Source organism: Sphingomonas sp. PP-CE-3A-406, assembly GCF_003688625.1.
In the GTDB taxonomy this organism is placed as follows: domain Bacteria; phylum Pseudomonadota; class Alphaproteobacteria; order Sphingomonadales; family Sphingomonadaceae; genus Sphingomonas.
Map to the genome: position 1 here is coordinate 30,421 of NZ_RCWY01000001.1, position 12,933 is coordinate 43,353.

13 protein-coding genes are annotated in these 12,933 nt (G+C 65.1%); 9 read left to right on the forward strand and 4 right to left on the reverse strand.

The genetic code is table 11. The annotated features are described in order from the left end of the window. Positions 1 to 15 precede the first annotated feature (15 nt). From tssC to C8J44_RS00205, 9 genes are all read left to right on the forward strand, one after another. Positions 16 to 1,509 (forward strand): type VI secretion system contractile sheath large subunit, encoded by a 1,494-nt coding sequence (gene tssC, locus C8J44_RS00165; RefSeq protein ID WP_121902892.1) that lies wholly within the window; start codon positions 16 to 18, stop codon positions 1,507 to 1,509. A gap of 63 nt (positions 1,510 to 1,572) precedes the next feature. Then, entirely contained in the window at positions 1,573 to 2,067 is a 495-nt protein-coding gene (locus tag C8J44_RS00170; protein WP_060525594.1) for a type VI secretion system tube protein Hcp, read from the forward strand. 35 nt (positions 2,068 to 2,102) lie between these two features. Next, a complete protein-coding gene (locus tag C8J44_RS00175; RefSeq protein WP_121903726.1) occupies positions 2,103 to 2,888 on the forward strand; it encodes a type VI secretion system accessory protein TagJ in 786 nt (261 codons plus the stop codon). A gap of 6 nt (positions 2,889 to 2,894) precedes the next feature. Next, positions 2,895 to 3,428 carry a type VI secretion system baseplate subunit TssE gene (tssE, locus tag C8J44_RS00180; RefSeq protein ID WP_121902893.1) on the forward strand — a complete coding sequence of 178 codons (534 nt, stop codon included), beginning with the start codon at positions 2,895 to 2,897 and terminating at the stop codon, positions 3,426 to 3,428. 18 nt (positions 3,429 to 3,446) lie between these two features. After that, the gene (gene tssF / locus C8J44_RS00185; RefSeq protein WP_121902894.1) at positions 3,447 to 5,324 is read left to right on the forward strand and encodes a type VI secretion system baseplate subunit TssF; all 1,878 of its coding nucleotides are present in this window, start codon (positions 3,447 to 3,449) and stop codon (positions 5,322 to 5,324) included. A gap of 20 nt (positions 5,325 to 5,344) precedes the next feature. Next, positions 5,345 to 6,334, forward strand: a complete 990-nt coding sequence (gene tssG, locus C8J44_RS00190) for a type VI secretion system baseplate subunit TssG (RefSeq protein WP_259466620.1) — start codon at positions 5,345 to 5,347, stop codon at positions 6,332 to 6,334. After that, the gene (tssH, locus tag C8J44_RS00195) at positions 6,334 to 8,994 is read left to right on the forward strand and encodes a type VI secretion system ATPase TssH (protein ID WP_121902895.1); all 2,661 of its coding nucleotides are present in this window, start codon (positions 6,334 to 6,336) and stop codon (positions 8,992 to 8,994) included. The genes tssG and tssH overlap by 1 nt, the downstream gene beginning before the upstream one ends. Further along, entirely contained in the window at positions 8,991 to 9,299 is a 309-nt protein-coding gene (locus C8J44_RS00200) for a hypothetical protein (RefSeq protein ID WP_060525591.1), read from the forward strand. Before tssH ends, C8J44_RS00200 begins: the two co-directional genes overlap by 4 nt. A 3-nt stretch (positions 9,300 to 9,302) precedes the next feature. Beyond that, positions 9,303 to 10,109: a hypothetical protein gene (locus C8J44_RS00205; protein ID WP_060525590.1), complete on the forward strand. Its 807-nt coding sequence runs from the start codon at positions 9,303 to 9,305 to the stop codon at positions 10,107 to 10,109. 71 nt (positions 10,110 to 10,180) lie between these two features. Here the strand turns inward: C8J44_RS00205 and C8J44_RS00210 are convergent, their stop codons facing one another. The 4 genes from C8J44_RS00210 to C8J44_RS18355 form a co-directional block, all read right to left on the reverse strand. After that, a complete protein-coding gene (locus C8J44_RS00210) occupies positions 10,181 to 10,618 on the reverse strand; it encodes a DcrB-related protein (protein ID WP_183128649.1) in 438 nt (145 codons plus the stop codon). Next, complete coding sequence (locus tag C8J44_RS18085) at positions 10,615 to 11,088, reverse strand: ankyrin repeat domain-containing protein (RefSeq protein ID WP_147453097.1); 474 nt, start codon at positions 11,086 to 11,088, stop codon at positions 10,615 to 10,617. Before C8J44_RS18085 ends, C8J44_RS00210 begins: the two co-directional genes overlap by 4 nt. After that, positions 11,085 to 12,344 carry a PAAR domain-containing protein gene (locus C8J44_RS00220; RefSeq protein ID WP_183128650.1) on the reverse strand — a complete coding sequence of 420 codons (1,260 nt, stop codon included), beginning with the start codon at positions 12,342 to 12,344 and terminating at the stop codon, positions 11,085 to 11,087. The genes C8J44_RS18085 and C8J44_RS00220 overlap by 4 nt, the downstream gene beginning before the upstream one ends. Positions 12,345 to 12,438: 94 nt before the next feature. Further along, positions 12,439 to 12,810: a hypothetical protein gene (locus tag C8J44_RS18355; RefSeq protein WP_183128651.1), complete on the reverse strand. Its 372-nt coding sequence runs from the start codon at positions 12,808 to 12,810 to the stop codon at positions 12,439 to 12,441. Positions 12,811 to 12,933 lie beyond the last annotated feature (123 nt).

Here is a 12,933-nt window from a genome sequence, read left to right on the forward strand (position 1 = left end):
GATTGGAACGAGGATATGGCGCAAGACGCGCTTCAGCAGACCCCATCTCAGCCGCATGGCGAAGAGGTCGCGCTAGACGAATTTTCGGCGCTTCTGCAAAAGGAGTTCAAGCCGACCGACGCCGCGCGGCAGACGCGGATCGAGCAGGCGGTGCAGACGCTGGCGCAGCAGGCGCTGTCGAATGCGGCGATCATCGGCGGCGACGTGTTCGCCACGGTCGACGCGATGCGCGCGGCGATCGACGCCAAGCTCAGCGAACAGATCAACGCGATCATCCACAATCCGGAATTCCAGAAGCTGGAATCGGCGTGGCGCGGTCTTCACTATCTCGTCATGAACACGTCGACGGGCAAGGACATGAAGATCCGTGTGATAAACATGTCGAAGGAGGAATGTCGCAAGATGTTCCGCCAGTTCCGCGATGCCGCGTGGGACCAGAGCCCGCTGTTCAAGAAGATCTACGAGTCCGAATTCGGCCAGCTCGGCGGTCAGCCCTACGGTGCGTTCGTGTGTGACTACACGTTCGATCATAGCGCGCCCGATCTCGAAGTGATGAAGGGGCTGGCGCGGATCGGCTCGGCGGCGCACTCGCCGTTCATTGCCGCAGCGGCCCCGTCGCTGCTCGGAATGGAGAGTTGGACCGAACTGTCCAATCCGCGCGATCTCGGCAAGCTGTTCGACGCGACCGACTATGCCGCATGGCGGACGTTCCGCGCGTCGGAGGACAGCCGCTACATGGCGCTGGCGATGCCACGTTTCCTTGGTCGTCCGCTGTATGGTGCGAAGACCGAGCCGGTCGACGAGTTCGATTTCGAGGAGAGCTCGACGGGGTCGCACGACAAGCATCTGTGGCTCAATGCGGCCTATGCGATGGGCACGCGGATCACCGAGGCGTTCAGCACCTATGGCTGGTGCACGCGGATCCGTGGCGTCGAATCGGGTGGTACGGTGCAGGATCTGCCGACCGCGACCTTCCCGACCGACGATGGCGGCATCGACCTGAAGTGCCCGACCGAGATCGCGATCTCGGACCGGCGCGAGGCCGAGCTGTCGAGCGCCGGTCTGATGGCGTTGATCCACCGCAAGAACACCGACCAGGCGACGTTCATCGGCGCGCAGACGCTGCACCGGCCGAAGAACTACGAACTGGCTGATGCGACCGCGAACGCCAATCTGTCGGCGCGACTGCCGTATATCTTCGCCAGCTGCCGTTTTGCGCATTATCTGAAGTGCATGGTGCGCGACTGGGTCGGCGGCACGCGCGAGGCCGATCAGCTCAAGCGCGACCTGAACAACTGGGTCCTGCAATATGTCGACGGTTCGCCGTCGACGTCGAGCGAAGAGACGAAGGCGCGGCTGCCTCTCAAGAATGCCGCGATCGACGTGATCCCGGACGAAAGCAATCCGGGCTATTATCTTGGGAAGTTCATGTTCGTGCCGCATTATCAGCTGGAAGGCATGGACATCGCACTCAGCATGGTTTCCAGGCTTCCCAAGACTTCCGGCTGAGCCAAATCTGGCCATCGTCGCAGGGTGTGGCGATGGCGGTTTTCATGATGTGGGAGAAGTATCATGGCAGTAGATCTGTTCTTGAAGATTGACGGCGTAAACGGCGAATCGCGCAAGAAGAACCACCAGGACGAGATCGATATCATCTCGTTCGACTTCGGTGCGGTCCAGCAGGGCTCGTTCCACACCGGCGGCGCCGGCGGTGGCTCGGGCAAGGCCGAGATCTCCGACATCCGCATCCAGAAGCAGGTCGACAAGTCGTCGCCGATGCTCTTCAAGGCGTGCGCATCGGGCAAGCACATCAAGGAAGCCGTCATCTATTCGCAGAAGGCGGGCGATGGCTCCAATCCGCTGACCTATTACAAGATCAAGCTCGAAGACATCATCGTCTCCGACATCCACAATTCGGGTTCGTCGGGTGGCGATTCGATCATGGAATCGGTGACGTTCAACTGTGCGAAGGTCACGTTCGACTACCAGGCGCAGAACGCGCAGGGCGGCAAGGACGGCGGCGTCGTCACGGCGTATTACGACATCCGGCAGAACGAAGCCGGTTGATCTTGAAGACCGAGGGGAAGTCCGTGGAGCGGATGATGCGCGATGCGGACCAACTCCTGAAATCGGGCGATCTCGACGGTGCGCGACGCGCACTCGTCGAGGCCGTTCGGTCGTCCCCCGGCGATGCGTCGGCGCGGATGTTCCTGTTCCAGGTGCTGGCGCTGGCCGGCGAGTGGGACAAGGCGAGAATTCAACTCGATGCGCTGGCGAAGATTTCGCCCGAGGCGCAAATGCTGTCCGTCGTGTACGGGCAGGCGATCGCAGCCGAGCGCGAGCGCGCCGATGTGATCGCTGGACGGGCGCTGGCGGTGCAGCACGTCGCGTCGGACTGGATGCAGGGCGTGATCGAGGCACTACAGCATTTTGGCCAGGGTCGCGTCGCCGAGGGCGAAGCGGCGCGTGATGCGGCATTCGACGCAGCACCGGACACCGCCGGGACGCTCGATGGTGCCGCGTTCGACTGGATTGCAGATGCCGATGGTCGGTTCGGGCCGTGCTTCGAGGCCATCATCGGCGGACGGTACGGTTTGCAGGCGTTCGACCAGATCGAGCGGATCGTGAGCGAGGGACCGCTCGATCTTCGCGACGTCATTTGGTATCCGGTGCAGATCACGTTTCGTACCGGGCAGTCGGTCGCGGCGCTTTTGCCGGCGCGCTATCCGGGGACCGAGACCGAAGGCGATTCCGCCGAACGGCTTGGACGGTCGACCAGTTGGCGGGACGGTGCGGCGGGATCGGTCGGATCGGGGCAGCATCTCTGGTCGCTGTCGAACGGCGACGAGCGCGGCCTGTTGTCGCTGCGCGCGCTCGTCTTCGCCTGATCCGTCATGGCCGTAACGCAGCGCCTGACGCCGACCCTGTTCGACAAGCTGGTCGCCGATCTCGAAATTTCCGGGATGCGCGACATGAGCGACGACGCCCCCGATATCGCGCGGGAGAAATTCCGGCATTATTCGGTGCCAAAGCTCGAACGCTTCAACGAAACCGCCCTGCGCGCGACGATCCGGCGTGATCTTGCCTGGTTGCTGAACACGACGAACCTGGAGTCGCTGGTCGACCTGGAGGCGTATCCGCACGTGCGCGCCTCGGTGCTGAATTACGGGCTGACCGATCTGGCGGGGCGGACGCTCAACCGCCGCGCGGTTCTGGCGCGCGCGCGTGAGACGCGGAAGGCGATCCGCGTGTTCGAGCCGCGGATCCGGCATGACAGCCTGACGGTCGAGCCGGTCGAGGATCCTGATCAGCCGCATTCGCTGACATTCGTGATTCAGGGCGACATCACGTCCGCAGCGCAACTGATGCCGGTCAAGTTCCGCACCGAGGTCGAGGCGGAGACGACGGCGGTGAACGTCCGTGAATAATATTCGGGGGCGGCGCCGATGAGCGGCGGGATCGATCCGCGGCTGCTGCGATTCTACAACGACGAACTCGCGTATCTGCGCGAGGAGGCGGTCGCGTTCGGGCAGGAGCATGAGGCGGTTGCCGGGCGTCTCGGGCTCAAGACGCCGACCGATCCCGATCCGTATGTCGAGCGTTTGCTGGAGGGCGTCGCGTTCCTCGGCGCGCGCGTCCAGCTGAAGCTGGCGGACCAATATCCCGAATTCACCCAGCACCTGCTCCACGCGATCCAGCCGCATTATCTCGCGCCGATGCCGTCGATCTGCATTGCCGGGTTCGAGCCGCGCGATGGCGATCCGATCCTGCTCGACGGCTACAAGGTGCCGCGCGGGACCGAGATGACCGCAACCGCGGCTGACCACGCGAACGCGCCGGTGCAGTTCCGTACCGGGCACGACGTGACGCTGTGGCCGTTGAAGATCACGCAGGTCGAGTATCTGTCGAGCCGCGCCGCGGTGGCGCCGTTCGTGTCGGCGACGGGCGTGCGGGCCGAAGCGGGCCTGCGGTTGCGGTTCGAGTCGACCGGCGGCTTCGACCTCCCGACCGTGCTGCCCGCGTCGTTGCCGATCTATCTTGCCGGATCGGAAGCGGTGCCGGCCGAGCTGTACCGCCAGATCATCGGCGAGACCTTGGCGGTGATCGGCCGGTCGGCGGACGCTGCGGCGGGGCCCGAGGGCTGGTTGCGGCTGCCGCAACCCGAACAGGTCGGGTTCGGTGACAGTGAATCCTTGCTGCCGTCCGAGCAGCGATCGTTCCGCGGCTACCGGTTGCTCGCCGAGTATTTCGCCTGTCCCGAACGCTTTCTGTTCGTCGAACTGAAGGACCTCGCGCGCGCGTTCAAACAGTCGCCGCGCGCGTGTGACATCGTCATATTGTTCGGGCGGTCTTCTCCGGTGCTGAACAACGCGCTCGAACCCGCCAACTTCAAGCTGTTCGCGACGCCGGCGATCAACCTGTTCGAAAAGCAGCTCGGTCGCGTCCAGGTATCGCGCTTCGATCATGAGCATCACGTCGTTCCGGATCGCACCCGGCCGCTCGATTTCGAAGTGTTCCGGATCCTCGACGTGAAGGCCTATGCGCGGGACAAGGTGGATTCGCGTACCGTCGCGCCGCTCTATGCGTTCGGCGCGCTGCTCTACGACTGGCAGGAGGCGTTGTTCTACACGACGCAGTTGCGCCCGCGCCGGCTATCGACCCGCGAGCAGCGGTTGCGGCGACGGCATGAATATACCGGCACCGAAACCTGGGTCAGCCTGACCGCGCCGGGCGATGCGACGCGGCTCGACGAGGTGCATGAACTGGGCGTTCGCGCGTTGGTCACCAACCGCGAGCTGCCCGAACTGCTGACGTTCCGCGGGGATTCGAACTTCGTGGTGTCGGGCGTGCCGGCGCGTGCGGTTACGGTGTTGCGCGCGCCGACCCGGCCGCGGCCACCGCTCGGGCTCGGCGATGCGGCATGGCGCGTGATCGGGCATCTGACGCCCAATTACATGACGCTCGCGCCCGAGGATGGCGACGATCCGCACGTGTTGCGCGATCACCTCGCGCTGTACGGCTGGCAGGACGATGCGGGTCTGCGGCGACAGATCGATGGCATGCTCGGCATCCATTCGACCAAGGTGGCGCGGCGCGTGCCCGGGCTCGACCGGATGGCGATCGCGCGTGGCCACCGCATCACGATCAGGCTCGACGATGCGGCGTTCGACAAGGGGCGGATGTTCCTGTTCGGCGCGGTGCTCGAACGCTTCCTGGCCGAATTCGCGAGCATCAATGCGTTTACCGAGACTCATTTCACCAGTGCCACCGAGGGGGAGTTCGCCAAATGGCCGCCGAGGATAGGCCGCCAACACACCATCTGAGTTTCCTTCGGGATGCGGCGGTGGATGCGCGACGGTTCGGCTTGTTCCCGATCGCGCGTGGGGCGGAGGCGCGTGCGCCGCATCTGCCGCGGATCGGCCACGCACGCCGTCCGTCGCAGAGCATCGCCGACCTGGCGCAGGTGCCGACGCTGGCGTTTCCTGATGCGACTCTGGATTCAGTCGAGGTCACCGGCGACCGTGCGCGCGTGTCCGGCTTCTGGCTCGGGCTGACCGGGCCGATGGGGCCACTGCCCGCGCATCTGACCGAGTTCGCGGTGTTCGAAAGCCGCTATGCCAAGACGCGGCCGTTCGGGCGGTGGCTCGATCTGCTCGCCAACCGGATGTTGCAGCTCTTCTACCGGGTATGGGCGGATTCGCAGCCGGCGGCGCAGGCGGATCGGCCGCTCGACGACCGGTTCGCGCGCTATCTCGCGCAGTTGACCGGTGCGGGCGAAGGCGTGGCGGAGGATGCCGCGTTCCCGGCGCGCGCGCGGCTGCATTATGCCGGGCTGTTCGCCTCGCGGCGCAGTGCGGTCGGGATCGAGGATGCGCTCGGCCATCTGCTCCGCCAGCGCGTCAAATTGCTCGAATACCAGCCGCGCTGGCGCGACGTCGAGCGCGACGACCAGAGCCGGCTTGGGCGCGGCTTCAGCGGGCTCGGCACCGACATGATGATCGGTCAGCGGGTGCGGGTGGCGTCGGATGCGTTCCGCGTCGTGGTGCGCGCCAATTCGCTGCACGAATTCGAGGCGTTACTGCCCGGCGGCAACCGCTTCCGGATCGCGTCGGAGGCACTCGATGCGTTCGCGCCAAGCCATCTCGAATGGGATATCAAGATCGAGATGGAGGAGCGCCACGCGCGGCCTGTTCGTCTCGACGGACGCGCGCGGCTCGGCTGGACCGGCTGGCTGGCACCGGGGCAGGGCGACCGGGTTCGCGCCGACGCCCGGCTCACGCGCCGCGCCGCATCACGCAGACAGACTGTTCAATCGACTACGGGGGATATGTAATGACCGAGATCAGCCGCACCGCGTTGTTCGGCCGCCTCGACACCGCGACGCGGAAGGCGATCGAGACCGCGACCAGCTTCTGCAAGATGCGCGGCAATCCGTATGTCGAGCTGGTCCACTGGGTGCACGTCCTGCTCCAGGATCCACGCAACGACGTGGCCGCGATCCGCGCCGCGTTCGCGATCGACGATGCGCGGCTGGCCGCCGACGTGACCGCGGCGCTGGATTCGTTGCCGCGTGGCGCGAGCGCGATCTCCGACTTCGCGCCGCAGATCGAGGAGGCGATCGAGCGCGGTTGGGTTTATGCCTCGTTGCAGTTCGGCGCCGGGCGCGTGCGGAGCGGGCATCTGTTGTACGCGATGGTCCGCACGCCGACGCTGCGCAACGCGCTGTTCGCGATCAGCGCCGAATGGCGCAAGGTCCAGGCCGATCGGTTGGGCGAGGACTTCGCGACGATCGTCGGCGCCTCGGCTGAGACCAACGAGGCGCCCGTACCCACCGAGGGTGGCACGGATTCTCCTCCTCAGGCGGGCGGCAAGGTCGGCGAGGCGCTGGCGGCGTATTCGATCGATCTGACCGCGCGGGCGCGCGCCGGCGAGATCGATGCGATCGTCGGGCGTGACGCCGAAATCCGTCAGGTGGTCGACGTGCTGCTGCGGCGGCGGCAGAACAACCCGATCCTGGTCGGCGAGGCAGGGGTCGGCAAGACCGCGGTGGTCGAGGGCTTTGCGCGGCGGATCGTCGACGGCGACGTGCCGCCGGCGTTGCAGGGCGTGACGCTGCGCTCGCTCGACATCGCGCTTATGCAGGCAGGCGCTGGCGTGAAGGGCGAGTTCGAGAAGCGCCTGCGCGCGGTGATCGACGAGGTCGAGACGTCCGAGACGCCGGTGATCCTGTTCATCGACGAGGCGCACAGCCTGATCGGGGCGGGCGGGCAGGCGGGCACCGGCGATGCCGCGAACCTGCTTAAGCCGGCGCTGGCGCGGGGGCGGCTGCGGACGATCGCGGCGACGACCTATGCGGAGTATCGCCAGTATTTCGAGAAGGACCCGGCACTGACCCGGCGCTTCCAGACGGTCGATGTCGGTGAGCCCGAGATCGATACCGCGATCGCGATGCTGCGTTCGGTCGCGCCGATGATGGAGGCGCATCACGGTGTCGTGGTGCTCGACGAGGCGGTCGCGGCGGCGGTGACGCTGTCGCAGCGCTACGTTCCCGCGCGGCAATTGCCCGATAAGGCGGTGAGCCTGCTCGACACGGCGTGCGCGCGCGTGGCGGTATCGCAGCACGCGACGCCGGCCCCGGTCGAGGATCGGCGGCGGCGGCTCGAATTGCTCGAGGTCGAGCGCGGCGTGGTCGAGCGCGAGGCGACCGGCCGCTACCGCGAGGATGATCGGTTGGGCGAACTCGACGAGGCGATCGTCGCGGCCCGCGCCGACGTCGAGGCGGTCGAGGCGAAATGGGCGGCGGAGAAGGATGCGCTCGACGCCGTGCGCGCGGCCCGCGATGCGCTGACCGAAGAGGCGTCCTCGGATCCGCTCGATGCGGCGCTGGCGGCGATGCGCGCTGTGCAGGGCGATGCGCCGATGGTGTTCGGCGTGGTCGATGGTGACGCAATCGCCGCGGTGGTCGGCGACTGGACCGGCATCCCGATCGGCCGGATGGTCAAGGACGAGATCGCCAGCGTGCTGACCATCGCCGACAAGCTGAAGGCGCGCGTGGTCGGTCAGGATCACGCGATGGACGCGATCGCCAAGCGCATCCAGACCAGCCGCGCCAAGCTCGACAATCCGTCGAAGCCGGTCGGCGTCTTCATGCTCTGCGGCCCGTCGGGGGTCGGCAAGACCGAGACCGCGCACGCGTTGTCCGAACTGCTTTTCTCGGGTGACGAATCGATGATCGTCATCAACATGAGCGAGTTCCAGGAAGCGCATACCGTCTCGACGCTGAAGGGCGCGCCGGCGGGCTATGTCGGCTATGGCCAGGGTGGCGTGCTGACCGAGGCGGTGCGGCGCCGGCCCTATTCGGTCGTGCTGCTCGACGAGGTCGAGAAGGCGCATCCCGATGTCCATGAGATGTTCTTCCAGGTGTTCGACAAGGGGTTCATGAACGACAGCGAGGGGCGGCATATCGATTTCCGCAACACGGTGATCCTGCTGACTTCGAACGTCGGCACCGACCTGATCATGAGCCTGACCGAGGACGAGGAGATGGCGCCCGAGGCCGACGGCCTTGCGACCGCGTTGCGGCCCGAACTGCTCAAGGTGTTTCCGCCTGCGCTGCTCGGGCGGTTGCTGGTGCTGCCTTATTATCCGCTCAGCCCGGCGATGCTGACGGGGATCGTCGGGTTGCAGCTCGACCGGATCGTCCGGCGGGTGCGCGACAATCACGATATCGCGCTCGATTACGACCAGGCGGTGGTCGATCACATCGTCGCGCGCTGTACCGAAGTGGCGTCGGGCGGGCGGATGATCGATGCGATCCTGACCAACACCATGCTGCCGGCGATGTCGGTGGCGCTGCTCGAGCGGCAGATAAGCGGCGAGCGGGTGGCGGCGATCACGATGCGGGTCGAGGGCGGCGACTTCGTCTACGATTTTCGCGCACGCGAGCCTGTGAAACGCGCGATCGCGGCCGAGCCGACGGTGGAAGCGGTATGATCCGGGCGCCGCTCCTGCCGGGAATCGTCGCTGCGGCGATCTTCGCCACGGGGTGCAGCGCGCAGCCTCGCGCGGTGGCGGCGGGAATGCCCGCCGACGTTCGCGCATTCGTCGCCAAGCGGACGCAGTGCGACCATTTCAGGGGCGAGGAGCCCTATGATGCAGCCCGTGCGGCCGACCTCGATCGGCGGATGCGCGCGACCTGCACGGGCACCGACGCGACGCTCGCGCGGCTGAAGCGCGCTCACCACCGCAACCGCGCGGCGATGCAGGCGCTCTCCGCCTATGACGCGCGAATCGAGTAGGTCATGGCCAGGGAACCCGCCGCCACGCCTGCGCAGACCGCCGAGCTCCAGCGGCTGCTCAACCTGCGCGCGAGCACGCTTGGGATGACGCCGCTCAGGACCGATGGCGTGCTCGACGGTGCGACCAGCCGAGCGATGCGGACCTATGCCTCGCGGGTGATGGGGCGCAGCGCGAGCCGCGGCGACCTGGCGACAGCGCTCGCGCAGCAATCGCCGTCCGACCTGTTGCGCGAACAGGCGCGGGCGCGGGAAGCTGCCGCCAAGCTGAGCGGGGCGGACTGGTTCCGCCGCAACCAGGCGCGGTTTCCCAACAGCGACCGGGTCGCCGACCTCGCCCCGGCCTTCGCCGCGCAGGTGAGCCAGTTCCTGACCGCGCTGGCGAACGCGGGGACGATCGTGCGGATATCCTCGACACGGCGCAACCGCATCCGCGCGTGGCTGATGCATTATGCGTGGCAGGTGTCGCACGGGGCAGTCGCCCCCGCGGATGTTCCAGATGAGCCGACGGCGGGGATCATCTGGGATCACGGCGACGACACCCGCTCGATCGCCGCGGCGGCCGAAATGGTCGCGCTGTTCGCGATCCGCTTCAAGCCGTCGCTGACCTCGAACCATATCGCCGGGCTGGCGATCGACATGACGATCAGCTGGTCGGGCCCGATCGAGGTCGTCGACGCCGCTGGTGCGAAACAGCCGATCGACCAACCCCGCAACGGCAACGACAACGCGGCGTTGCACACTGTAGGCGCAAGCTACGGCGTCAGGAAACTGCTGTCGGATCCGCCGCATTGGTCGGTCGACGGGCGGTGATACGCCGGTACCGCGCCGCGATCAGGTCATCCGGTGCACAGGTTCGGCGATCGCGGAGAACACCTATTCCGCTACGCCATGCGAAAACTGCGGAGCATGGCGTGAAAGACGGGTTCGACTGCGGCAAAATCGGTTCTGCCGGCTGTTCCGGTCGCGATCACGACTGTTCCGTCGCTGGCCTGATTGTACCCAATCCACTGGGTCAGTGGAATGCTATCCGCGGTCCAGTCGATTCGCAGTTCCGGCAGCGCCGAAGCATCCGCCGCTTGCCGTCGCGCAATGCTCACCGGGCCGGGCAGCGTTGTCTGCATTTGCGCGATCTGCCGTTCGACGAAGGCGTCGAGCGCGTCTTCGGCGAGGGCGCGTAGATCTTCCGGCATGAGTTCGCGCGTTACTACGAAGTTCGGCGAAACGCGGCTCGCTCCAGGCATAGCGGCCGAAAGTACCAGCATCGACTTATCGAGCCAGCCGTCGGGGCAGGCCATCGTCATACCTTGGACCTGCGTCATCGTGTCGCCTCCAACGGTGGCCATTTACCGTCTTTCTCGAGAGACAGGATCCTTTCGGCATTGGGCGGCGGAAAAGGATAACCGCGCGCCTTGAGCTTTTCGATCACTCGCAACCTGGCCTTGTCTTCATCCGAGCCGGGTAGGATACGGCTTGTGACAGCCATTTGTGCCATCGTGACACCGAATTGGTCATGCGCCCAGATGTCGGCGCCATGGTCTACAAGGATTTCAACCACTGGCCATTGGTCACTCCCGGATGCTACGATCATCGGCGTAGATTGATCCGCTGGCTCGCGTTCGTCCAGACCGATACCGTGTTCGGCCAGTCGTCGCACTTCGTCGGTGTCGGAATGCATGACGGCTCCGAGCATTGGCATGATTGCGGCTTGGTTCACTGAGGCGTCCTCGTTGAAGCAGGCGGCCAGAAGGGCAAAGCCGACCAGCGTGGTAATGGGAAGCAGTCGAATCATGAGCACCCATTCGTAGACAACGCACGCTCGGTTTCAGCGCGCTTCTGAGCGAGTGCGGCGTCGACGGCCGTCATCCTGTGCAGCAGGAGGTTACGTATCGCCAATCCTCCGCCGACCGCAAGTGGACCAAGCGGTATAAGTGCCAACACCGCGAGCTGATGGGCGCGATCGGCGGGCTCCAATGGCCAATCCTTACTCGCGGCAGAGTCGGGAGAGAATGGCAGCGATTGAATACCGCGCACCGGCTCGCCTTTGACATAAACCGCATCAATGTTCGCTGCGACGGAGTGCGGTACCGTTTTCGCGTTGAGACCGGCAGCATTGAACGTGGTGGCGGGGAGCCCGGATGCCGTTGCACCAGCAGAAGCCATGCCGCCGCCTAGCGAATGGCCAGTCAAGCGTGCGCCAGCACCAGAGGGTGACGTCGCAACTTTCCGGGCGATAAATTGGGCCTGATCGTAGTAAAATGTCTCGTTGCCGAGACCTTGTTCGGCATTCACCGTCCAATCTGCTCCACTGTTCATGGTCGTGCCTTTGTAGGCAACGAGTGGCGAGCCGGTTTTTTGATCTATAAACACCGCTGCGCGAAATTTTGACGGTTCGCCCGTCCTTCGGTCAATTGGATGCTCCAGCATCTTCGCGCTCAGGCGAAGACGACCTAAATCTGCGTCAGTTGCGTTTCTATATCCCTCTGGCGGCGTCCTCGTCTCGAGTGGTTCATACGCGGCGCTTGCGGCCTGCGCATCGATTCGGAAGCGTTCGAGCTTGGCCTGTTCGGCGCGGAGCGAAACGCAGATCGGCGACAGTCTTGAGCCGCCAATGTACACGTTGGACGAGCCGCTGCGGATCACTGCGCCACAGTCCATTGTCTCCGATACACGCGCTGCAGGCCTGCCGTTGATGAAAACCGTGGCAGACCCCGTCGCCACCCTATGCGCAGTTCCACCGTCCTGCGAGCAGTCTCCGCGGGCCTCTCCGACCATCGCCGCGGACAATCCGTTGATGAAGACGTTGACCGACCCTGTTCGGAGTTGCCCGGTCACAGGACCCTCCAAATTTTTGCCGATTGCTGCTCCTGTCATCCGGCCGGCACCGATGGTCACGAGCGCAGCACCAACAGCGATCGCGGTCAGCCCGCCGGATGCAATGATGCCGACGGCAAGTAACGCGCCGAGGGCGACCCCGGTATCGATTCCGACGAGCGTCGCGTCATGGCCAAAAACGTCGGTGACGCGCGCCGCAGGATGAAGGCTCATCGACATTCCCCGTGGATTGAATTCGAGATCTGGAGGTCCGCCCCGGTAGACCCAGGACCATCCCAAACAGTCTAGGCGTGCGCTCGTCGTCTTTTTACTCGTGCTGCGTGTGGCTTTCACAGGTATCGGCGAGATGTCCCATCGTACCGTTGACCCGTCGGAAACCATCGCGTTCGGGCAACACGAAATTGTGAACGCCAGCACCGTCATCGATCGGAATTGTCGCCGATCCGTGATCTACGGTTGCGGCAAAATTGCCCACCTTATTCCAGCGCACGGTAACAGTTGCATTGGATTTGGTGGTGAACACCGTCTGGCAACGCGACACTGCCTTGACGTTGGTGATCGGCTGGCCATCCAGCGTTGCGGCCGCCCCGATCAGTTCGCGACGCAGCGATGCCACCCCGATCGCGTTTGTCTGGTCTTCGGTATATTGCGAACCAGCAGTAGCGGTCGGATCACTCACACCTTCTGCATTGATCGATGCCTTGGTTGTCGCTGCGTTAGCGTTGCTCCCGCCAGCGCAAAGTATCAGCGCCGAGGCGGCGAGTGGTAGGCAAGATCCAGTCATGTATAGGTGCCATACAGT

What these genes read in the sequence shown, in the direction of transcription:
- tssC (WP_121902892.1), top strand. Translation starts at nt 16, where the DNA reads ATGGCGCAAGACGCGCTTCAGCAGACCCCATCTCAGCCGCATGGCGAA.
- C8J44_RS00170 (WP_060525594.1), top strand. Translation starts at nt 1,573, where the DNA reads ATGGCAGTAGATCTGTTCTTGAAGATTGACGGCGTAAACGGCGAATCG.
- C8J44_RS00175 (WP_121903726.1), top strand. Translation starts at nt 2,103, where the DNA reads ATGCGCGATGCGGACCAACTCCTGAAATCGGGCGATCTCGACGGTGCG.
- tssE (WP_121902893.1), top strand. Translation starts at nt 2,895, where the DNA reads ATGGCCGTAACGCAGCGCCTGACGCCGACCCTGTTCGACAAGCTGGTC.
- tssF (WP_121902894.1), top strand. Translation starts at nt 3,447, where the DNA reads ATGAGCGGCGGGATCGATCCGCGGCTGCTGCGATTCTACAACGACGAA.
- tssH (WP_121902895.1), top strand. Translation starts at nt 6,334, where the DNA reads ATGACCGAGATCAGCCGCACCGCGTTGTTCGGCCGCCTCGACACCGCG.
- C8J44_RS00200 (WP_060525591.1), top strand. Translation starts at nt 8,991, where the DNA reads ATGATCCGGGCGCCGCTCCTGCCGGGAATCGTCGCTGCGGCGATCTTC.
- C8J44_RS00205 (WP_060525590.1), top strand. Translation starts at nt 9,303, where the DNA reads ATGGCCAGGGAACCCGCCGCCACGCCTGCGCAGACCGCCGAGCTCCAG.
- C8J44_RS00210 (WP_183128649.1), bottom strand. Translation starts at nt 10,618, where the DNA reads ATGACGCAGGTCCAAGGTATGACGATGGCCTGCCCCGACGGCTGGCTC.
- C8J44_RS18085 (WP_147453097.1), bottom strand. Translation starts at nt 11,088, where the DNA reads ATGATTCGACTGCTTCCCATTACCACGCTGGTCGGCTTTGCCCTTCTG.
- C8J44_RS00220 (WP_183128650.1), bottom strand. Translation starts at nt 12,344, where the DNA reads ATGAGCCTTCATCCTGCGGCGCGCGTCACCGACGTTTTTGGCCATGAC.